This is a genomic window from Rhodococcus sp. NPDC059968, from assembly GCF_042738615.1.
Lineage (GTDB): Bacteria > Actinomycetota > Actinomycetes > Mycobacteriales > Mycobacteriaceae > Rhodococcus_F.
The window spans coordinates 10953-36178 of record NZ_JBHWUE010000014.1 but is presented as its reverse complement, the minus strand read 5'-3'; the positions used below and the strand labels follow the sequence as shown (position 1 = coordinate 36178).

Genomic DNA, 25226 nt, shown 5'->3' with positions numbered 1-25226 from the left:
ACGTGGTGAGGAACGCGCTTGCTCATTATTGTCTGAGTAGCGAATTTCGCGAACCGGGAGTCATCGAAGGTTCAGGCCCATCTGGACAGAGGTGGGCCAATTCACAGTAACGAAGTGGCGTGCAGGCCCGATTTCTGCTCGGATCGGGAAATATGGACGGGGGACAACCACTGTGAGTGAGTTCCCTCTGTCCAGAGCACAACAGGGAATCTGGTTCGCCCAGCAACTCGACCCGAGCGTTCCTCTCAACGTCGCCCAGTATGTGGAGATTCGGGGACACGTCGATGTGGGGTCCCTGGTGGACGCCACCGATCGTGCTTGCCGCGAGCTTCAGTCGGCCTGTGTCGGCCTCGTCGACAAGGGCGACGAGGTTCTGCAGGTGGTGGATGTCGAGATCGACGATGCGATCTCCTACCGCGATCTACGCGGCGTCGACAATGCAATCGCCGAGGCCCACCGCTGGATGACCGCGGAGTACAGCCGCCCGCTCGACGTGCTGAAAGACCGGCTGATCATGGCCACCCTGCTGCATGTCGGCGACGATCATTACTTCTGGTTCTCCCGCGTCCACCACATCGTCATCGACGGCCACGGCGGCATGGTGCTCACCAACCGTGTGGCCGAGATCTACAGCCACCTCGTGAACGGCACCGAGCCGCCGCCGTCCAAGGCGCTGAGCCTGCGCGAGCTGTACGACGCCGAAGACGCCTACAGATCCACGAGCCGGTTCGAGACGGACGGAAACTATTGGGCCGAGCGCATCGCCGGCCTGCCCGACCCCGCCCGTCTCACCGACCGCGAAGCCCCGCCCGTCGCACCCTCACTTCTCCTCGGCGGCACCATCGCCGACGGCATTTCCCGGAGCATCGGCGACGTTGCCCGACGCTGGAATTCGTCCGACGTCCCCGTCGTCGTCGCCGCGTTCGCCGCCTACCTCGCACGAATGACGGGCACCACCGACATCGTGCTGAGCCTGCCCGTCTCCGCCCGCGCCACCGCGGCCACACGGCGCTCGGCCGGCATGGTCTCGAACATCGTCCCACTGCGTGTGCAGGTGGACGCCGAAGTGAGTGGTGCGGAGCTCGTCCGACGGGTGCAGCTCGAGCTCACCGGGGCGCTGCGGCACCAGCGCTACCGCTACGAAGACATGCGACGCGACCTCCCCGACGGCGGTGCGCGGCGCGGCGGCTTCGGCCCCACCGTGAACCTGATGATCTACCACCAGGAGATCGTGCTCGGAGACGTCGTCGGCGTCTTCCATCCACTCACCAGCGGTCCGGTGGACGACCTCGCACTCAATCTTTACCCATCGGTAACTGGGCGGGGTACACGCATCGACTTCGAGGCCAACCCCACGCTCTACGAAGAATCCGAGCTGAAAATTCAGTACCGCCGATTCCTGGACTTCCTCGAGACGTTCGTCGGCGCGGAGGACGACACCCCGGTCGGGGCACTACCGATTCTCGACGAGAGCGAGCAGACGGCGCTGGTGCCCTGCACCGGCAGGCCCGCCGTCCCGCCGGCGACGCTGCCCGAACTGCTCGACGCCGGACTGCGCCATCCCGACGCAATCGCGCTGCGGCACGCGGGCGTCGACCTTTCCTACGGAGAGCTGGACGCGTGGTCGAACCGTCTCGCCCATCGGCTGATCCAGCGCGGTATCGGACCCGAAGACGTGGTGGCCGTGATGCTGCCGCGCTCACCCGAATCGGTGGTGGCTCTGTGGGCCGTCGCCCGAGCGGGCGCGGCCTACCTTCCCGTCGACCCCGGCTACCCGGCAGAGCGGATCGCGTTCATGCTCGCCGACTCCGAGGCCACGGTGGCATTGGCCGCCGACGCCTCGGTGGTGCCCGCCGGAATCGACTGGGTGGATGTCGCCGACCGGCCCGGCGACCCGTCGCCCGTTGCCGACACAGATCGTGTCCGCCCACTGCGCCTCGACCACCCCGCGTACGTGCTCTACACGTCCGGCTCCACCGGAACGCCCAAAGGTGTGACGGTGACGCACCGCGGCCTGGCCGGCCTGGCCCACGCGCGCGACGGACTCTACGACGTCGAAAACTCCGCCCGCGTCGCGCACTTCGCCTCCCCGTCGTTCGACATCTCCCTGGACGAGTTGCTACTCGCGTTCACCGCCGGAGCCACGCTGGTGATCGTGCCGCCCGAGGTCTTCGGCGGCGAGATGCTGACGGAGCTACTGCGCACGGAGCGTGTGACGCACGCCATACTCACCCCCGCGGTCGTGGCCACCCTGGTGCCGTCGGATCTACCCGAACTCCGCGTCCTCGACATCGGCGCCGAGGCGCTGGCCGGCGCACTGGTTGCAGCGTGGGCGCCCGGCCGACTGATGGTCAACGGCTACGGGCCCACCGAGGCCACCGTCACCACCCTGTTCAGCCCACCGCTGGTACCGGGCGAGCCGGTCACGATCGGCCGTCCCGTGCCGGGCACCGAAGCACTCGTGCTCGATGGCCGTCTCCGTCCGGTCCCCGTCGGCGTGGTCGGTGAGCTATATCTGGCGGGGGAGAGCCTGGCACGGGGATATCACCGGCGGACCCGGCTGACAGCCGACCGATTCGTCGCCTACCCGCACGGCGCCGGGTCGCGCATGTACCGCACCGGTGACCGGGTGCGGTGGACCCCCGACCACCAGCTCGAGTTCGTCGGCCGCACCGACACCCAGGTGAAGATCCGCGGCTTCCGGGTGGAACTCGGCGAGATCGACGCCGTCCTCACCGCCGCGCCCAGCGTCGACCACGCCGTCACCGTGGTACACGGTGCCGGAAAGTCTTCGGCCACAGTGGTGTCGTACGTCAGCGGCGCGGCCGACCCGGCGACGGTGCTCGACTTCGCCGCCGGCCGACTGCCGCACTACATGGTGCCGGCCTCGGTGACCGTGCTCGAGCAGATGCCGCTCACGCCCAGCGGCAAGATCGACCGCGCGCTCCTCCCCGAACCCGTCGTGTCACCGTCCCGCGCGCCGCACGGCGAGATCGAAGAACTCGTGGCCGCGGTGATCGCCGACGTTCTCGGACTGCACTCCGTCGGAGCCGACGCCGACTTCTTCGCGCTGGGCGGAAATTCGCTGTCCGCCACGCAGGTCGCTGCCCGGCTCTCAGCCCGGGGACACGCGGTCGGGGTGCGCGACCTCTTCGAGGCGCCCACCGTTGCGCTCCTGGCCGCCAGAGTCGGCTCTTTGCGTTCGCGTGTGGACACACCGCCGCTGCGCCCTGCGGGCGCGGACGGGGGCGCTGCGCCACTCGCACCGGCGCAGCAGCGATTGTGGCTCCTGGCGCAGGCCGCGCCCGAATCGCCCGCCTACAACGTGCCGTTCGTCGTCGAACTCGACGGTGAGCTGGATGCGTCGAGCTTGGCTGCGGCGGTGGACGACGTCCTCGATCGGCACGCGGTGCTGCGCACCGTCTACCCCGACACCGACACCGGTCCCGTGCAGATGGTCACCCCTGTCGTCGTGGATCTGACACCTGTTGCGCTCGAGTCCGACGCACTCGATGCCACCGTGGCCGAACTGGCGGGCCGCGGCTTCGACGTCACCACCGAGACGCCGGTGCGTCTCCGCCTCTACCGCGTTGCCCCCACCCGGCACGCCCTCGTCGTGGTCGCGCATCACATCGCGATGGACGGTTTGTCGTTCGGGCCGCTCACCCGTGACGTGGTCACCGCCTACGAGGCACGTCGCTCCGGCACCGCGTCGAGCTGGCCCGAGCTCGACGTGCAGTATACCGACTACGCCCGATGGCATCGCGACGTCGTGGACGACGCCGCACCCGGCGACATCGACTACTGGACCACCCAACTCGACGGTGTGCCCGAGTTGCTGCCGCTGCCCACCGACCGCCCGCGCCTCGCGGCAGGGCTGCACCCGGCGGGGGCGATACCGCTGGCGTTCGACGCCGACCTGCACCGGTCGGTGGAAGAGCTCGCGCGGACACATGATTCGACGCCCTTCATGGTGGTGCACGCCGCGCTGGCCGTCACATTGAGCGCGCTGGCGGGCACCGACGACATCGCCATCGGGACAGCGGTATCGGGGCGCACCCATCCCTCGCTCGACGCGCTGGTCGGCATGTTCGTGAGCAACGTCGTGCTCCGCACCCGGGTATCCGCGCACCAGACCTTCGCCGACGTGCTGTCGGACGTTCGCCGCACCGACCTGGACGCCTTCGCGCATTCCGAGACACCGTTCGACCAGGTGGCCGACGCCGTGACGGGTGGGGTGTCGGCGCCGCATCATCCGCTGTTCCAGGTCGCGCTGGCATTCGAGAACGCCGCCACCGAACCCGAACTGAACCTCCCCGGTCTCACCGTGCGCTCGTATGCCGTCCCCGCCCCGGTCGCACGCTTCGATCTGGAACTGGCGCTGGCCGAACGCCATTCACCGGACGGAAATGCCGCCGGGTTGCTCGGTACGGTCACCTACTCCCGCGCACTGTTCGATGACACCACGGTGCACCGCTGGACTCGACTGCTCGAACGGGTGCTGCGGGCCATGGTGGCACACCCCGACGCCCCGGTGCGCACGGTGGACCTGCTCGACCCCGAAGACCGGGTCGCACTGATCCCGCAACACGGACCCGCCGCCGCGCCGGCCGTCACCCTGCCCGCGCTGCTGGGCGGCACCGGCACCGCAGTCGTGAGCGGTTCCGTCGAGCTCACCCCCGCGGAACTCGACGATCGGGCCAACCGGCTGGCACACCAACTGGTCGAGCGCGGCCTCGGCCCCGGCGACGTGGTGGCCGTGGTGCTGCCGCGGTCCGTCGAGTGGGTGACCGCGCTGTGGGCGGTGGCCCGCACCGGTGCGGCGTTCGTGCCCATCGATCCCACCCACCCCGAATCGCGTGTGGCGCACATACTCGCGGACTCCGGGGCACGCGCAGTACTCACCGACAGCGATATGCAGCACCTCGGCGAGAATCCGTCCCCGGTCACCGACGCCGACCGGGTGCGCCCGCTACGGGTGGACGATCCCGCGTACGTCATCTACACCTCCGGGTCGACTGGAACCCCTAAGGGTGTCGTCGTCACCCATCGGGGGCTGTCGAGTCACGCTGCGGCCCTACGGAAGTCGTACGCCGTGGACAGCGGCTCGCGGATACTGGCGTTCGCGTCGCCGAGCGTCGACGCTTCCGTCCACGAACTGCTGTCGGCGTGTGGTGCGACTCTGGTCCTTGCGCCCACCGACGTCTACGGCGGCGACGAACTGACGGAACTCCTGCAGCGTGAGCGCATCACCCACTGGACCACCACCCCGGCCGTCCTCGCTCTCACCAAGCCCGACGGTCTTGACCGTCTGCGCGTCGTCGCGGTGGCCGGGGACGTGTGCCCACCGGAACTGGTGTCGCGGTGGGCGCCCGGCCGAACCCTGCTCAACCTGTACGGGCCCACCGAGGCCACCATCTGGGCCACCGGCACCGGACCACTGTCCGGGGATGACCCGGTGACCATCGGCGGTCCCGTCGACGGCATGTCGGTGCTGGTGCTCGACGCGGCGCTGCGTCCGGTTCCCGTCGGCGCGGTGGGGGAGCTGTACCTGGCCGGACCGGGCCTCGCCCGCGGATACGTCGGCAGGCCCGGGTGGACGGCGGAACGCTTTGTCGCCAACCCGCACGGCGACGGTCGCCTGTACCGGACCGGCGACCTCGTCCGCTGGACCGCGTCCCACCACCTCGAATTCGTCGGCCGCGCAGACGATCAGGTGAAGATCCGCGGCTACCGCGTGGAACTCGGCGAGATCGATGTGGTCCTTGGGATCTCTCCCGGCGTCGACACGGCGGTCACGATCGCGCGGGACGGCACCCTGCACTCCTACGTCCACGGAACCGCCGTGGACACCGACGCGGTGACGGCGTTCGCGTCGCAGCACTTGCCCTGGCACCTGATTCCGGCAACCGTGACCGTCCTCGAGCACCTGCCGTTGACACGCGGCGGGAAGGTCGACCGCGCGGCGTTGCCGGATCCCGAGATCCGGACGGCATCGAGCCGGGAAGCGCGCACCGCAACGCAGGAACTGGTGGCCGCCGCCTTCGCGACTGAAATCGGGACCGCGGATATCGGTCTCGACGACAGTTTCTTCGACCTCGGCGGAAACTCGCTGGGAGCAACACGTCTCGCCGCCCGAGTGGGATCGGTCCTGGGACGCCGGGTCTCGGTGCGCGACATCTTCGACCACCCCACCGTGGCCGAACTGGCCGCCCACGTGACGGGGGCCGCCGACCGCCCGGCGCTCGACTCACGCGCGACCTCGGGTCCGGTGCCGCTGTCGGCGCAGCAGCAGGGACTGTGGCTGGTCAACCAGCGCGACCCCGCCGCCGATCCGTACGCCATGGGATTCGAGGTGGACCTCGACGGCAGCCTGGATGTGGATGCGCTGCGGGCCGCTGTCCGGGATGTGCTGCACCGGCATCGGATGCTGCGCACGGTGTTCCCCTCGGTGGACGAGCAGGTGGTGCTCGACGAGGCGGACTGCGTTCTGGACGAGGTTGCCGGCGCCGGAATCGACCTCACCCGTGAGGTTCCGATTCGGGTGACGCTGTCGCAGCGTGCCCGCGGCCAGCACACCGTTGCCATCTTGCTGCACCACATCGCCGTCGACGGACTGTCCCTGCGGCCGCTGCTGCGCGACCTCGCCGTCGCCTACTCCGCGCGCGCGGCCGGGCAGGAACCCGACTGGGCGCCGCTGCCCGTGGAGTACTCGAGCTACGTGCTGTGGCAGCGAGAAGTTCTCGGAGACGCAAGAGATCCCGACAGCCTCGCCGCCCGCCAACTGGCGTATTGGGCAGAGGCATTGGACGAGCTTCCGGCGGTGTTGCCGTTGCCGCTGGACCGGCCGCGGCCCCCCGGCGCGCTGACGCTGGGACACACAACGTTCGCTGTGGGTACCGAACAGCACCGTGCGCTGGTCCGGTTGGCGCGCGAGCACGACGTGACCCCGTTCATGGTGCTGCACGCGGCGGTCGCCGTCCTGTTACGTGCCCTGGCCGGCAACGAGGACATCGTCGTCGGCACTTCGTCGGGTGGTCGCGCGGATCCGGCACTCGACGATCTGGTCGGCATGTTCGTCGGCACCCTGGCGCTGCGCACCCGGATCGACCCATCCGCGAGCTTCGCGGAACTCCTCGAGACGGTGCGGGCAGCAGACCTCGGGGCGTTCGAGCACGCCGACGTGCCCTTCGAACAGGTCGTGCGACAGCAGGGTACGGAATCCGGTCAGCTCGAGCACCCGTTGTTCCAGGTGATGTTGGCGTACGAGAACTTCGGTGCAGCCGAGGTGGCACTGCCCGGCCTGGCAGCCCGGGTCCGGGACATCCAGACTCACGCGAGACCGTTCGACCTGGACCTGACGGTACGCGAGCGACGCGCGGACGACGGCAGCCCCGACGGACTGCACGCGGACGTGAATTTCCCGCGCGAACTGTTCGACACCGAGACCATCGACCGGTGGATGGCGTTGCTGCAGCGAATACTCCTCGCCGCAACATCGGATCCGTCGGTGACGGTCGGGAATCTGGACCTGCTCGAGCCTGACGAGTACGCCGCACTGGTACCGCGCGTCGGTTCGGTCGCCGTTCCGGCCGCGACTCTGCCCGAACTCCTCGACGGCAGGCACGACGGGGTGGCGGTGCGGTGCACCGGCGTCGACGTCACCTACCGCGAGCTGGATGCCCGGGCCAACAGGTTGGCCCGGCGGCTGATCGCGCACGGGATCGGACCCGAGGACCTGGTGGCCCTGATGCTGCCGCGGTCTGTCGAGTCGATCGTCGCCGTATGGGCCGTCACGCGCAGCGGCGCCGCCTTCCTCCCCGTGGACCCGGGATATCCGCCCGAGCGGATCGCATACATGCTCCACGACTCCGAGGCCAGGGTGGCACTGGCCGCCGACGCATCGCACGTGCCCGAGGGTGTCGTGTGGATCGACGTCGCCGACGGTCCGGGTGACGCGGCCGCGGTGACCGACGGTAACCGTGTTCGTCCGCTGCGGGTCGACCATCCGGCGTACGTGCTCTATACGTCCGGCTCCACCGGCATGCCCAAGGGCGTCGTGGTTACTCACCGCGGGCTGGCACCGCTCGCCGACGCCAACGCGACGCTGGGACTGCTCGATTCGGAGGCGCGGGTGGCGCACGTCGCGTCACCGTCGTTCGACCTCTCCATCAACGAAATGCTGCTGGCCTTCACCGCCGGCGCCACCCTGGTGATCGTGCCGCCTGGGGTGCTCGCCGGCGACGAACTGGCCGACGTGCTGCGCCGCGAACGCGTTACCCACGTGATGGTGACACCGAGTGTGCTGGCGTCACTGGAGCCGTCGTCGGTACCGGACCTACGGGTGATCGACCTGGCCGGCGAAGAACTACCGTGGGAACTCGCTCAGCGATGGACCCCCGGACGCATCGTCGTCAACGGGTACGGGCCGACCGAAACCACCATCGTCAACTTCATGAGCGACCCCCTCACGCCGGGCGGTCCGCTGACCATCGGCGGTCCCATCGAGGGAACCGAAGTGCTGGTGCTGGATTCGCGGCTGCGTCCGGTCCCGGTCGGTGTGACCGGCGAGGTGTACCTGGCGGGGGAGAGCCTCGGCCGCGGCTACCACGGCAGGCCGGGGCTAACGGCGGAGCGGTTCATCGCCTACCCGTCCGGCAACGGCACGCGGATGTACCGATCCGGCGACCTGGCCCGGTGGACGCCCTCGCATGAACTGGTGATCGTGGGGCGCGCCGACAACCAGGTGAAGGTCCGAGGGTTCCGGGTGGAACTGGGCGAGGTGGACGCCGCACTGCGGGCGGCACCCGGCGTCGAGAGCGCGGTGACGCTGGTGCACGGCACCACGCTGGCGTCGTACGTCACCGGATCCGTGGAACCGGCTGCAGTGCAGGCATTCACGGCCGAGAAGCTGCCCCACTATATGGTGCCCGGTTCGGTGACGGTGCTCGACGCGATGCCGCTGACCGCCAATGGCAAGGTGGATCGGGCCGCTCTGCCCGACCCCGGATCGTCCGTGGTGCGGTCACGGAAGCCGCGCGGTGCCACCGAAGAGGTCGTGGCCCGGGTGATCGCCGATGCGCTCGGCCTGCCGTCGATCGATGCCGAGACGGACTTCTTCGCGGTCGGTGCCAGTTCCCTGACCGCCACGACTCTGGCGTCGCGGGTGGGGCACGCACTCGACCGGCAGGTGGGTGTGCGCGATGTCTTCGAGGCTCCCACCGTGGCGGCGTTGACATCCAGGCTGATCCGCGGCTCGTCCGTGCGCGAAGAGGCTCTGCACTCGTCGACCACGCACGGGCGCGAAGCGCCTCTCGCGCCCGCGCAGGACCGCCTGTGGCTGCTCGACCGGATGAACCCCGGCTCCGCCGACTACGTGGTGCCGTTCGCGATGGACCTGAGCGGCGCCGTCGACATGGACGCACTGGCCGCGGCCGTGCGGGACGTGGTGGACCGCCACGAGCCGCTGCGCACGGTGTTCCGGGAGACCGAGACCGGAACGGTGCAACTGGTAACCGAGGTGGCACTCGATCTGACCCCGGTCGTGGTAGACGAGCACGAACTCGGCGAGGCGATCACCGCACTGACAACCGAGGGGTTCGATCTCACCCGGGAGGTGCCGGTTCGGGTCGTGCTCTTCGACCGCGGGACCCAGGGCTACACCGTGGTCGTCGCCGCCCATCACATCGTCTTCGATGGACTGTCGGCCGCCCCGCTCACCGGCGACCTGATGGCCGCATATCGCGCGCGCCGGGACGGCCGCGCTCCCGGCTGGGACGCCCTACCCGTCCGGTACGGCGACTACGCCCGCTGGCACCGCCGGATAGTGGAGGAAGACGCCGGCCGCGACCTCGCGTTCTGGAAAACCACCCTCGACGGACTGCCGGAGCGGCTGCAGCTACCCACCGATCGGCCGCGGCCGGCGACGGCAACCACCCCGGATCGCGTCCCGTTCACGGTGGACGCGAGTACCCACCGTGCCGTGGAGGAACTGGCCAGACGATGCAGCGCCACCCCGTTCATGGTGGTGCACAGCGCCCTGGCCGCCACCCTGGCCGTCCTCAGCGGTGCCGACGACATCGCCGTCGGCACGCCGGTGTCCGGTCGCGGAAATCCGGTCCTGGACGAACTGGTGGGCATGTTCGTCGGCACCGTCGTCCTGCGTACCCGGGTGGATCCGAGCATCCCGTTCGCCGACTTCGTCTCCTCCACCCGCGTCGCGGATCTGGCGGCCTTCGCGCACGGCGAGCAGCCGTTCGACCGAGTGGTCGACGCCGTCGCCCCGACCCGCTCCGCCGCACATCACCCGCTGTTCCAGGTGATGCTCGCCTACCAGAACTTTGCCGAACCCGAGATTCGATTCGACGACGTCACCGTACGCAGTCGCGACGCCCCGAGCAGCGTCAGCCGCTACGACCTGGAGATCGAGATTCGGGAACGTCACGACGAGGACGGCACCGTAGCCGGACTCGACGGCGTGATCGCCTATCCCACAGAACTGTTCGACCGTGTGACCATCGTCCAGTGGTCGCGACTGCTGCAGCGGTTGCTGCAGGAGGCGGTGGCGGACCCGTCGGTGGCGGTCGGCGATCTCGACGTGCTCGAGCCGTCCGAGGCTGCCGACCTGGTCCCCGCTCGCGGGGAGGTGGCACTCTCACCGATCACACTTCCCGAGCTTCTGCGCGGCAACTCCCACAACGTCGCGGTGCGGTGCGGTGACGACGAACTGACCTATCGGGAGCTGGACGAGCGAGCGAACCGGCTGGCGCGCACGCTGATCCACCAGGGCATTGGACCCGAGGACGCGGTGGCACTGCTGCTGCCACGGTCGGTCGATTCGGTGACCGCAGTGTGGGCCGTTGCCCGGACCGGTGCCGCGTCCCTGCCGATCGACCTGGACCAACCCGCCGAACGCACCGCCCGGGTCCTCGCCGCCGCTCGAGTGCGCGTCGCGATCGCGCGCTACGCCGAGAACGTGCCCGACGGCATCGGGTGGATCGATGCCAGCGACCCGCAGGGGGATTCGGCACCGATCAGCGACGGCGAGCGCGTCCGGTCGCTGTCGGCGGATCACCCCGCGTACGTAATCTTCACATCCGGGTCGACAGGTGTGCCCAAGGGTGTCGTGGTGACCCACCGCGGCTTCGCGAACCACGCCGCCGAGGTCCGTGCCCGCTACCGAGTGGGGCCCGACTCCCGCGTCTCGCACTTCGCGGCCCCCAGCTTCGACGCCGCCATCCACGAAATTCTGGTGGCCGCCATAGGCGGCGCCACCCTCGTGATCGCCCCACCCGGAGTGGTGGGCGGCGAAGAGTTGAAGAACCTGCTCCTCCGCGAACGCGTCAGCCACTGGACCACCACCCCCTCGGTGCCCGCGCTGATGGATCCGGCAGGCCTGGGCTCGCTCGAGTTCCTGGCCGTGGTGGGGGAGGCGTGTCCACCGGACGTGCTGGAGCGCTGGGCCTCCGGGCACCGGACCGTCGTGGACCTGTACGGACCCACCGAACACACCGTGTGGGCCACCGGAGGCAGCGAGTTGCGGCCCGGCGACCCGATCACCATCGGCCGTCCGATCCGCGGTGCGTCCGCTGTGGTGCTCGACGCCCGCCTTCGGCCGGTGCCGGTGGGTGTGATCGGTGAGCTGTACCTGTCGGGTCCGGCGCTGGCCCGCGGCTACCTCGGTGCACCCGCCCTGACGGCCGAACGATTCGTCGCGAACCCGCACGGATACGGTCGTATGTATCGGTCCGGCGACCTGGTGCGCTGGACCGCGGACCACACCCTCGAGTTCGTGGGCCGCGCGGACAGCCAACTCAAGATCCGCGGATTCCGCGTGGAACTCGGTGAGATCGACGCGGTGCTGTGGTCAGCGCCCGGCGTCGATACCGCCGTCACCGTGCTGCACGACAACATCCTTGCCGCCTACGTCCACGGCACCGTCGAGCTCGACCCCGCAGCATTGCGGACGTACGTGGCGGAGCGGCTGCCGCATTACATGGTGCCCGCCACTGTGACCGTGATGGACGCCGTGCCGCTCACGGTCAACGGCAAGGTGAACCGCGGCGCTCTGCCCGCACCCGAACTTCCGGACGCGACCCGGCCCCCGCAGACCCCCGTCGAGCAGACGGTCGCGGACGCGGTGGCAGCCGTCCTCGGGATCCCCGACATCGGAGCCGACGCGGATTTCTTTGCTCTGGGCGGAAATTCGCTGTCCGCGACCCGGGTTGTGTCGCACCTGTCAGCAGTGTCCGGACTGCGCATCGGTGTTCGCGACCTGTTCGACCGCCCCACCGTCGCCGCGCTGGCCGCCCTGATCGAGGAGGGCGGTGACCAGCGTCCACCGCTCGTCGCCGAGCATGCCGACCGGCCGGCGCAGCTCGCCTACGCGCAGCAACGGCTGTGGTTGCTCAACCGGGTCGACCCCCAGTCTCCCGCCTACAACGTTCCGTTCGCCGTCGACCTCGACGGTGACCTGGACGTCGCTGCACTGTCTGCCGCCCTGCACGATGTCGTGGACCGGCACGCCGTGCTGCGCACCGTCTTCCCCGACACCGAAACCGGACCCGTACAGAAGGTAGTCCCCGCAACCGTCGACCTCGAGGCCACGGAAAATGAGACCGCATTCGCCGTCCGTGGGTTCGACCTCACCACCGAGCCACCGCTGCGCGCCGCCCTGTTCGAGGTCGCGCCGCACCGCCACACCCTCGCAGTGGTGCTGCACCACATCGCCGTCGACGGCCTGTCGTTCGGGCCGCTGATCCGGGACGCGGTCGTCGCCTATCACGCGAGAACGTCCGGTCGCGCGCCCGACTGGGCACCGCTTCCCGTCGCCTACACCGACTACGCCCGGTGGCAACGCCGCGTCCTCGGCGACGCCGCCGACCCCGACAGTCGCATGCGACGCGAACTCGACTACTGGACATCCGCGCTCGCCGGACTGCCAACCCTGCTGCCGCTGCCCACCGACCGGCCACGACCGGGCACCGATCGGCTGACCGCCCGACACCTCCCGTTCTCCGTGCCCGCCGAGTTGCACCGGCGCCTGGAAACAGTGGCTCGGCAGCAGAACGCGACGCCATTCATGGTGCTGCACGCCGCACTCGCCGTCCTGCTGTCCAAGATCACCGGTGCCGACGACCTCGCTATCGGAACACCCACGTCGGGGCGGACCGACCCGGCGCTGGACGACGTGGTCGGCATGTTCGTCGGCACCGTGGCCCTGCGAAGCAGGATCGATCCACGCGCCGGGTTCGACGCCCTACTTGCCGCCGTTCGGGAAACGGACCTGGCGGCGTTCGCCCATTCCGAGGTGCCGTTCGACCTGGTCGTGGATGCGGTCGCGCCTACCCGCTCCGTCGGGCATCACCCGCTGTTCCAGGTGCTGCTGGCGTACGACAATTTCGAGTCCGTTCCGGCTGCGACCATGTCGGGGTTGGATGTACGCGGCCGTGAGCTGGGCACCGGCACCAGCCGCTTCGACCTCGAAGTGTCGGTACGTGAACAGCGCGGCGAAGATGGTGAACCCGTCGGACTCGACGGCGTATTCGTCTATCCGGCAGAGCTGTTCGATTCCGAGACGGTCGAGGGGTGGGCGGAGCGTCTGCTGCGGGTGCTGCGGGCGGTGACCACCGATGTGCACGTGCGTGTGGGGTCGATCGACGTGCTCAGCGAGTCCGAACGCGACGCGAGTGTTTCGGGTATCGACGGTGCACTACCGGAAGCGTCATCGTTGGCGGAACTGTTCGAGCACCGTGCCGCCGAGAATCCCGACGCGGTGGCGATCACGTTCGGTGACACCACGTTGACCTACGGCGACCTGGATCACCGCTCCGCGGAGATGGCCGAGAACCTGCGGGCGTCCGGTGTGGGAGCCGAAGACCTGGTGGCCCTCGTCCTGCCGCGCTCGGTCGATCTGCTGGTGGCGATGGTCGCGGTGGTCCGTGCCGGTGCCGCATACCTGCCCATCGACGTCGACTACCCCGCCGAACGCATCCGTTACCTGCTCGAAGACGCCGCGCCCGCGGTCGTGATCTCCGAGATGCCGCATGTGAGTGGCAATGTGTCCTCGGGTGCGCCTCGCCGCTCACCTGGGGGAGCGGCGTACGTGATCTACACGTCGGGTTCCACCGGGCAGCCGAAGGGCGTGCTGGTCACCCACGCCAACGTACTGTCGCTGCTCGCCAACACGCGCGAGGAATTCGGCTTCGGCCCGGGCGACGTGTGGACGATGTTCCACTCACACGCCTTCGACTTCTCGGTCTGGGAGATGTGGGGCGCCCTCACCACCGGCGGACGGCTCGTGCTGGTCGACCGCTACCTCGCCCGTTCACCCCGTGAATTCGCCGATCTGCTGGTACGCGAAGGTGTCACCGTCCTCAACCAGACGCCGTCCGCCTTCGGGCAACTCGTCGAGCACATCGACAGCTCCTCGCTGCGGCTGCTGATCTTCGGCGGTGAGGCACTCGACCACGCCCTCGTGGCGCCATGGATCGGCCACCACCCGAACGTGCGCGCGGTCAACATGTTCGGCATCACCGAAACCACCGTGCACGTCACCCGGCACGACCTGACGTCGGGAGATGAACACCGGTCCGTGGGCAGGGCGCTGCCGGGACTGCGGACGTACGTCTTGGACGGGTCGCTGCATCCTGTGCCCCCGGGGACGGTCGGCGAACTGTACGTCTCTGGCGCACAGGTCGCGCGCGGCTACGTGAGACGGCCCGCGCTCACTGCGGAACGGTTCGTCGCCGACCCCTTCACCCCCGGCACGCGCATGTACCGGACGGGAGATCTCGCCCGATACCGCTCGAACGGTGAACTCGACCACCTGGGCCGCGCCGACACCCAGGTGGCGGTGCGCGGCTACCGCATCGAGCCCGGCGAGATCGAGGCGACACTTCTGCGGCGTCCCGACGTCGAGCACGCCGCAGTGATGCTGCGGGGCAGCGCCGTCGGCGACCAACTGGTGGCCTACGTGGTGAGCACAGCGGACCCGCGCACACTCCTCGGCTACCTGCGGACGGTGCTGCCCGAGTACCTCGTGCCGGGCGCGGTGGTGCCCGTCCCGACCTTCCCGCTGACCCCCAACGGGAAATTGGACCGTCACGCCCTGCCCGAACCGACCGTCCTCGCCGCGGACTCCCACGCACCCCACGGGCCGATCGAGGAAGTGGTCGCAGGTGTGTTCGCCGAGCTCCTCGGCGGCATCGAGATCGGCGCCCGGCAAAGTTTCTTCGACCTGGGCGGCAATTCGCTGATCGCCACCCGGGTGGCCGCCCGGCTCAGCGCCGTCTTCGACACGGACGTGACGGTCCGCGACCTCTTCGAGGTGCCCACCGTCGCCGAACTGGCGACGCGGGTGGAGGAGCGGGCCGGGGACGGCCGCCGCCGACCGCCGCTGGTGCCGGTCGCCGCCGGTGAGCAGCTTCCGCTCTCGCCGGCGCAGGAACGGATGTGGATTCTCAACCAGTTCGACACGGGCGCAGCCGGATACAATATTCCGCTCATCGTCCGACTCGACGGCGACCTCGACGTGGAGGCACTAGCCGCCGCGGCGCGCGACGTCGTGGAACGCCACCGCACCCTGCGCACCGTGTACCCGCGGACCTCTGACGGAGTGCAGCAGGTGGTGCTCGAGGCCGACGAGATCCCGCTGGACCTCACTGCGATCGCCATTCCCGCCGACGCCGTCGACGCCCACGTCCGGGCACTCACCGGTGACGGTTTCGACGTGGCCGCAGAGCCGCCGCTGCGGGCGCGCCTCTACCGGACCGCCGCAACCACTCACGTGTTCACCCTGGTGGTCCACCACATCGCCGCCGACGCATGGTCGCTGACCCCGCTGATCAGGGATACCCTGGTGGCGTATCGGGCCCGGCTGAGTGGCGCCGGACCCGAATGGTCCACGCTGCCTGTGCAATACAGCGACTACAGCATCTGGCAGCGTCGGATGCTGGCCGAGGACAGCGAGAACACCGAGAACGCACTGTCGAACTACTGGTCGGGTGCCCTGGCAGGGCTGCCCGAACAGGTGACGCTCCCGCCCGACCGTCCCCGCCCCGCCATCCCGTCGGGGGAGGGAGACGCCCACTCGGTGGTGGTGGACACCGCGCTGCACGAATCACTGACCGCCTTGGCACGCACCTACCGGGCCACGACGTTCATGGTGTTGCACGCCGCACTCGCGGCGCTGCTGTCCCGGTACAGCGGCAGCCCGGACGTGCCCATCGGCACCGCCGTCGCCGGCCGCACCGACTCGCAACTCGACGACGTAGTCGGCATGTTCGCCAGCACCTTGGTGTTGCGGGCAACCGTCGACCCGACCGCCGGCTTCACCGAACTGCTCGCCCAGGTACACGAACGTGACATCGCGGCCTACACCCACGCCGACATGCCGTTCGAGACGCTGGTGGAGCTGCTCAACCCGCCGCGATCCGCGTCGCACCACCCGCTTTTCCAGGTGGCACTGTCGATGCAGCGACACCGTCCCGGACACCTCACCCTGCCCGGGCTGACCGTGACCCCGGTGATCCCGGACGTCGAGCACGCGAACTTCGATCTGCAGCTCACCGTCGCCGAGCCCGGCCCCGGCGAGCCGATGACACTCCACTTCGGCTACAACGCGGAGCTCTACGACCACGCCACCGTGGTCGAGTTCGCCGCGCAGCTGGTGCGGTTCCTCGAGGCGGTCACCGCCAACCCCCACATCTCCGTGGGCGATGTGGACTTGCTGAGCGCACGCGAGCGTTCCGTCCTGGTCCCCGCTACCGGGCCCCGCACACCGGGCGCGCTGACGTTGCGGGCCATGATCACTCGCGGCGCCCACGTGGCGCCGGATGCCGTGGCAGTCCGCGACTCCGGCACGCAACTGACGTACCGGGAACTCGACGCCCGCTCCGACGTCGTCGCGCGCGAACTCGTCGAATCGGGTGTGCGGCCGGGCGAGTGCGTCGTCTGGTCCGCGCCCCGTTCGACCGAGTCGGTGGTGAGGTTGTGGGCGATCGCGAAAGCAGGCGCAGCGCCCGTCCTGATAGACCCGGCTCTGCCCGAAGCGCGGGTGGCCGTGATGCGGGGCATCGCCGACAGCCTGCCCCGGGCGACCGGCACGGCGTACGTGGTGTTCACGTCCGGCACCACGGGCACACCCAAAGCCGTCGTGGTGACAGACTCCGGCCTGGGCGCGCTGGACCTCGACGTCGCGTCGCGCTTCGGCGCCGCACCGGGATCGCGGGTTTTGCACCGCGCCGCCGCCGGGTTCGACATGACCTTGCTCGAGGTACTGATCGCAGGTGCGTCCGGGGCCACACTCGTGATTGCCTCCGACACCGAGTTCGCCGGTCCCGCACTGGGTGAGCTCCTTCACCGCGAACGGATCACCCACGCCTGTATCACCCCCACCGTTCTCGCGACCGTCGGCGACATCGCACTGCCCGACCTGGAAGTACTGATGGTGGGCGGAGAGCGACTCGGAGCCGAACTGGTCGACCGTTGGGCCCCTGGTCGCCGGCTGATCAACGGCTACGGCCCCGCCGAGTCGACGATGTACACCATTGCGACTCGTCCGCTGTCGTCCGGAGCGCCGGTGACCATCGGTACACCCATCCCGGGCGTCGCCGCCCTCGTGCTCGACGAGCGGCTACGCGCAGTGCCGGTGGGCGTGCCCGGTGAGCTGTACCTGTCGGGCGGCGCGCTGGCCAGGGGATACGCCGGACAATCCGGGCTGACGGCGGAACGCTTCGTCGCCGGGCCGGACGGCACACGCTTGTACCGCACGGGCGACCTGGTGCGCTGGCGCGGCGGTTACGAACTCGAGTACATGGGCCGCAACGACAGCCAGGTCAAGATCCGAGGCGTCCGCGTCGAACCGGGTGAGATCGATGCCGCCATCGGCCGGGTCGTCGACGTCGACTTCGCGGCCACGATCGTGCGCCCCACACCCACCGGTTCCGACTCACTCGTCTCCTATGTGTTGCCGCGGCACACAGGCTTCGACGCGGACGGACTACGCCGTCGCCTGGCCGAACTGCTGCCGTCGTACCTGGTACCGACGGCCGTCGTGGTGCTCGATTCGCCGCCGCAGACGATCAACGGCAAGCTCGATCTGCGTTCCTTGCCCACGCCCCAACTCGGCGCGGGTGAGCACGAACCACCCGCCACGGATACCGAACGTGCCGTCGCAGCGGTCTTCGCCGAAGTCCTCGAACTTCCCGAGGCCGGTCGTGGCGCGCACTTCTTCGATGCGGGTGGCAACTCGCTGCTGGCAACGCAGCTGACAGCCCGGCTTTCCGAGGTGATGGGCCACCCGGTCCCGTTGCGCAGCCTCTTCGCGCACCCCACGATTGCGGAACTGGCCACCGTCCTCGATGGTGCCGTCCCCGAACCGGACCTGCGCCCCGCGCTCATCTCGCGGCCACGTCCGGATCGAATTCCATTGTCGCGCAGTCAGTACCGGATGTGGGTGCTCAACCGTCGCGACCCGTCGTCCGCAGCCTACAACCAGCCCGCGACACTCCGCCTGGACGGGCCACTCGACGTGCCCGCATTGTCGGCGGCGCTTGCGGACGTCGTGTCCCGGCACGAAGTGCTGCGAACCCGGTACCCCGCACAGGCAGGGGAGTTACCGCACCAGGAGATCCTCCCAGCCCCCGAACTGGACCTCACGCCCCGGGCCACACCGCGGGAGTCGGTGGAATCCGTGGTGGCCGCATTCGCGTCCGAAGGTTTCGACCTCACCTGCGAAATGCCCCTGCGGGTCCGGTTGCTGCAGATCGGCCCCGATTCGCACGTGTTGGCCGTGGTGCTACACCACATCGCCGCCGATGGCTGGTCGCTCACCCCGCTGGTGACCGACGTGCTCACCGCCTACGACGCTCGTCGCGCCGGAGACGCACCCGACTGGGCGCCGCTGTTCATACACTTCGCCGACTACGCACTGTGGGAGCAGGAACTGCTGCGCAGCGAGTACTCGGCGCGCGGTATCGAGCACTGGCGGCGCGCGCTCGACGGTGCCGAGTCGGGTGCCGCACTCGTCCCGGATCGGCGTCGGGGCATCGACGCAGCGGACGGCGTCGCCGGGGTGGTGACCTTCCGGATCCCCGGCGCGGTCCAGCGAGCGGTGCACCGGTTGGCTCACGAGCACCGCGCCACGCCGTTCATGGTGCTGCACGCGGCGCTGTCGGTGCTGCTGTGGCGGCTCGGTGCGCAGCGCGACGTCACCGTTGCCACCGCGGTCGCCGGCCGCGGCGACCGCATCCTCGACCCGCTGGTCGGCATGTTCGTCAACACCCTCGCGCTGCGGGCGCAGGTCCAGCCGGACATGCCGTTCACCGGACTGCTGGCCCAGGTGCGCGACTTCGACGTGGATGCGTTCGAGCATGCCGACGTGCCCTTCGAATCGATCGCCGACCTGCTCGGGGGACGCACACCGCAGGTTGCGCTGGCAGTGGAGAACCTCGCCCTTCCCGCCGTCGACGTGGCCGGCCTTCGCGTAGAAGTTCGGGAAGGCGACACCCGCACAGCGAAATTCGACCTCCACGTGACGGTCCGCGAACACTGGGAGGACGAGGAGCCCGGCGGTATGGACGGGGCCGTCGCCTACGCCGCGGACCTGTTCGATCGCGGTACCGCCGCCTCATTGGCGGCCCTTCTGGGGCAGGTGCTGGAAGCTGTCGCACTCGATCCGCACGTGCTGGTGGGGGAGATTGCTCTGACCCCGGCACCGCCGCTCACCGGTGGGCCCGCCGATGATACCCGCACCCTCACCGACATCCTCCTGTCCACCGCTGCCGCGCACCCCGACCGCCCGGCTCTCACCGACGGCACCCGCACACTCACCTACCGCGAACTGGCCGCGGCGTCGGAACTGCGGGCCGGTCAGCTTCGCGCCGACGGCACCGGACCCGGGACGGTGGTGGAAATCTGCATGCCGCGCTCGACCGACTTCATCGTCGAACTCTGGGCCGTCGCCCGGACCGGGGCCACCTTCCTGCCGCTCGACCCGACCCACCCCGCCGAACGCCGCGCCGCGATGGTGTCGCAGGCGCAGCAGTCGGCGCAACCCTCGGCGGCGTACATCATCTACACGTCCGGATCGACGGGCGCCCCGAAGGGCGTGGCGGTCACGCACCAGGGGCTGGGCGCCCTCGCCGACGAGGCCGTCCGCCGGTACCGAGTACACCCGGAGGCGCGGGTACTGCACGGCTACAACCCCACCTTCGACGCGGCGCTGCTCGAGATGCTGCTGGCCTTCCGGTCGGGCGCCTGCCTCGTGGTCGCACCCCCCGACGTCTACGGCGGCGCCGAACTGCAGCATCTGCTCATCGCTCAGAACGTGACGCATTACCTCTCCACACCCTCCGTCCTGGCGACCCTCGAACCGCGGGAACTGGACGTCCTCCAGGTGGTCGCCGTGGGCGGCGAGGCCTTGGGCCCTGAGCAGGCCGCGGCCTGGAGCGAGGGGCGGCTGATGCTCAACGCCTACGGGCCCACCGAGTCCACGGTGGTCGCCACCCTGGCCGAGGTGGGCGCAGACGTCACCATCGGCGCACCCGTCCCCGGCACGACGGCGACGGTCCTGGACGACCGGCTGCGTCCGGTTCCGCTCGGGGGCGTCGGCGAACTGTACTTGGAGGGACTGGGACTGGCCCTCGGCTACGTCGCGGACCCAGGGCTGACGGCCGCGAACTTCATTGCCGGACAATCCGGAATCCGCCGCTACCGCACCGGCGACATGGTGCACCGCCGCGTCGACGGCACCCTGTCCTATGTCGGACGCGCCGACCGTCAGATGAAGGTGCGCGGCATGCGCATCGAGCCCGCCGAGGTGGAAGCCGTACTGCTGGCGCTGCCCGATGTCACCCAGGCCGTGGTGCTGCTGCACCACGGTCGGCTGGTCGCCTTCGTCACGGGGGCGGGCGTGGGTCCCGAATCGCTCCGCGCGCAATTGATCCGGAAACTCCCGGCACACCTGGTGCCGCAGCGCATCATGATTCGCGACAGCCTACCGCGCACCGCCAACGGCAAACTCGACGTGCAGGCACTCGAAGCGAGCGACACCGACACCGACTCGCCGGCGCCACTGCGGACCGTGAGCGGGGAACTGGTTGCAGGAGTGTTCGCTGAAGTGCTCGGTAGCGCGAGCGTCGGTGCCCACAGCGACTTCTTCGACATCGGCGGCGACTCCCTCTCCGCCACCGCGGTGACGGGGCGGCTGTCGGCTGCATTCCGCGTGGACGTACCCGTCAGAGCGCTGTTCGAGCATCCCACCGCCGACGGAATGGCCGTGTGGCTCGACCAGCGGCACGCGGCCGCGACACGCATTCCACTGGTGCGCCGGCACCCGGACGCCCGGATTCCGCTGTCGCCGGCCCAGCAACGGATGTGGCTGCTTCACCGCGTCGATCCCGGTGCCTCGATGCACCACCTCGTGTTCGTGCAACGGCTCGGCGGGGACATCGACCTGGGCGCATTGCGGCACGCGCTCGCCGACGTGGTGCAGCGGCATGCCGTGCTGCGCACCGTCTTTCCCATGGACGACAGCGGACCACACCAGATGATCGTCCCCGTGGACATCGACCTGCATCCCGTCCACGGCGCCGACGTGTCCGCCGAGGTCGCGGAATTCGTGCGGCGACCCTTCCGTCTGGAGTCGGATCCGCCGCTGCGCGTGCAACTGTGGTCCGAACCCGACGGTGACCACGTGCTCGCCGCCGTCGTGCACCACGTCGCGCTGGACGGCGGCTCCATGGACCGGTTGGCCACCGACCTCGAGGCTGCCTACTCCGCCCGCAGCGAAGGGCGTGAACCACAGTGGGCGCCGCTTCCCGTCGATTACGCGGATTACAGCGTGTGGCTGCGCGAGGTGCTCGGCGACCCCGCGGACCCCGCCAGCGTCGCCCGTGCTCAGCTCGACTACTGGACCCGGATGCTCGACGGCATCGACGCCCCGATCGCGTTGCCCACAGACCGTCCGCGGCCCGCCCAACCGAGCCACCAAGGCGCCACCGTCGAGTGGACCCTGGACGCCGAACTGCGTCAACGGTTGTCCGACGTCGCGCGCAGTCAGGGCGCCACGGTGTTCATGGTGCTGCACGCGGCGCTCGCCGTTCTGCTGGGGCGTGAAGGTGGGCACCCGGACGTCGTGATCGGGACCGCCGTTGCCGGACGACCCGACCCGGCACTCGACGCCCTGGTGGGGATGTTCGTCGGCACCGTCGCCCTGCGCACCGAAGTGAACTCTGCTGCAACCTTTGCCACGCTCCTCGAGCAGGTGCGGGCGGTTGACCTCGACGCGTTCGCCCACGCCGACGTGCCGTTCGACGACGTGGTCGCGCGCGTGGCACCCCGCCGCTCCACCTCGTACAACCCGCTGTTCCAGGTGATGCTCGCGTACCAGCACGCAGCGCCGCAGCCAGTCGGTCTGCCCGGAACCGAGGTCGAGGCGGTCGGACCTGCCACTGCCACCGCTGAATTCGACCTGGTGTGGGATTTCACGGAATCGGTGGGGGAGCTGACGCTGCGGCTGTTGTACGCCACGGACCTGTTCGACGACTCCACCGCCCGGGCGCTGGCACAGCGCTTCGATCGAATCCTCGACGCAGCCCTGACCGATCCGTCCGAGGTGGTCGGCGACATCGACATCCTCGAGGCGGGCGAACGTGCGGCCCTCGTCAGTGGCCCTGCACGGAACTATCAGCCGAGGACTCTCGCCGAGATCTTCGAGACGCAGGTCCTGGCCACCCCGCACGCCGTCGCCGTCGAGGATGACGGAGTGCAGTGGACCTACGAAGAACTGGACGACGTGGCGGAACGGTGGGCCCGGGCGCTCTCGGACCGTGGCGTCGGACCCGAGGATGTGGTCGCGGTCGCCACCGGTCGTGGCCGGCACTGGGTGGCCGCCGTGTGGGCTGTGGCGAAAGCGGGTGCGGTCTGGCTGTCGCTGGACCCGACGCATCCCACCGAGCGTCTGGAATGGATGCTCGCCGACTCCGGTGCCGTGGTCGGGCTGACCGTGCCCGAGCGCACCGACCAACTCCCGTCCGTCGTCCCTTGGCTGTCGCCCGTGAGTACTTTTCAACCACCCGCGGTTAAGAAGTACTCACAGGTGGAGGGTGCCGCGTACGTCATCTACACATCCGGTACCACCGGAACGCCGAAGGGCGTCGTGGTGCCGCACCGCGGCCTGGTGAATGTGGTTGCCGCACAGGCGCCAGTGCTCGACATCGACGGCGACGTGCGGGTTCTCCAGCTGGCCTCCTCGACCTTCGACGCCTCACTGTTCGAGATGCTCTACGCGCTGTCGTCCGGCGGCAGCCTCGTGATCGCACCCGACTTCAGTTATGCCGGCGATCAGCTGGCCGAGGTGGTGCGCCGGAAGCGCATCACCCACCTCGTCGCGACACCCACCGTGCTGGCCACTCTCGATGCCGACAGCCTCGGCGACGAAGGGCCCCGGACCGTGGTGTCGGTCGGCGAACGCCTACCGTCCGCGTTGGCGGCGACCTGGGCGTCGCGTCATCGGCTCTTCAATGCTTACGGCCCGACGGAATTCACAATCCTGGCGTCGGTCGCAGGACCGCTCGCGCCGGCCGGCGTCGATGACGGCGTCGACATCGGGGACGTGATCGACGCTGCCGCCGCCCTCGTGCTCGACCCGAGGCTGCACCCGGTTCCCGACGGCGTGACAGGCGAGCTCTACCTGTCCGGAACCAGCGTCGCCCGTGGTTACCTCGGGCGGGGTGGTCTCACCGCAACGCAGTTCGTCCCGAACCCGTACGGGAAACCTGGGGACCGGATGTACCGCACCGGAGACCTCGTGCGCCGCAATGCACACGGTGCCCTGGACTATCTGGGACGTAATGACGCTCAGGTGCAGCTGCACGGCATCCGCGTCGAACCTGCCGAGGTGGACGTCGCCCTGGCTCGGCACCCGGACGTCCGGTTCGTGATCACCACGCCGGTCGTGGCTCCTAATGGGGAGCTCGTCCTTGTCTCCTACGTGGTGATGGAGCCGGATTCCACGCTCACCGCCCACACTGTCCGCGAATTCGCCCGCGCGGTCCTGCCCCGACATCTGGTGCCGTCCTCCGTCGTCGTGCTGGACAGCCTGCCGGTACTCCCGTCGGGCAAAGTCGACCGATCTGCGCTTCCCGAGCCGGAATTCGATTCGGACACGCCAGGGACGACACCGCCCTCCGGATATCTGGAGACGGTGGTCGCCGAGGTAATGGCCAATGTCATCGGAGTGGATTCCATCGGCGCGGATCAAGATTTCTTCGCGGTGGGCGGCACCTCCATGGGCGCGGTCGCGGCGGCCGATGAACTGCGCGCGAGGCTGGACCGGGAAGTGCCCCTGCAATGGCTCTTCACCGACCCCACCGCAGCGCGACTCGCCAAGCGTATCGAATCCGGCAGCGATTCGTCCGAAGATCCGTTCGCCGCTGTGGTTCGCCTCGGAGGAGAGGGCGACGGTCCGCCACTGTTCTGCATCCACCCTGCGGCCGGAATCGCGTGGTGTTACACCGGCCTCGCAGAGCATCTCCCCGGACGTGTGTTGTACGGAGTGCAGGCAACTGGCGACACGGACTTGCCCTCGTCCATTACCGAGCTGGCCACTCGCCACATCGACGCCATCCGCACGGTGCAGCCGGCCGGTCCGTACCACCTGCTCGGCTGGTCGCTGGGCGGCACCGTGGCGCAGGAGATGGCGGTGCAACTACACGAAGCGGGCCACGAAGTGGCCACCCTCGCGATGCTCGACACCCTGCTGCCGGAACATCGCGCCGCACTCGTGAACCTCGGCGACAACCGGCCCGACCTAGGTCTTCCGGCAGAGCTCGGAGCCGCGGTGTCGGCCGATCGGGTGCAGTCGCTGGGCGAGCTCCTCATCCGTCTCGAACACATCGCGTCGACACATCAGCCCCGGCACTTCGACGGCGACGCCGTGTTCTTCACGGCCGCATATGATCTCGATCATCATCCGGAACTCGTTCCGGACTGGCGGCGACACTTCGGCGGTGACGTCACCGAACACCGCATCGATGCTGTGCACGCAGACATGGTCGGGCGTGTACCGGTGGCCGTGATCGGCCGAAGACTGCGGGGATCGGGAGGCCACTCCGGACCGTGAAGCAGCTGCCGCCCCTGACCGCGGCCATCACTACGATGCAGAGGTTCAGTCGGGTCGAAACGAAGTAGATGACAGCACGATCACGCAAGCCCCGAGCGTG

The 25226-nt window shown here is 69.3% G+C and carries 1 protein-coding gene; it reads left to right on the top strand.

What is annotated here, in order from left to right; all coding sequences use genetic code 11:
• Nucleotides 1–172: 172 nt before the first annotated feature.
• Nucleotides 173–25126: a non-ribosomal peptide synthase/polyketide synthase gene (locus ACFWAY_RS14690; protein ID WP_378511035.1), complete on the top strand. Its 24954-nt coding sequence runs from the start codon at nucleotides 173–175 to the stop codon at nucleotides 25124–25126.
• Nucleotides 25127–25226: the final 100 nt, after the last annotated feature.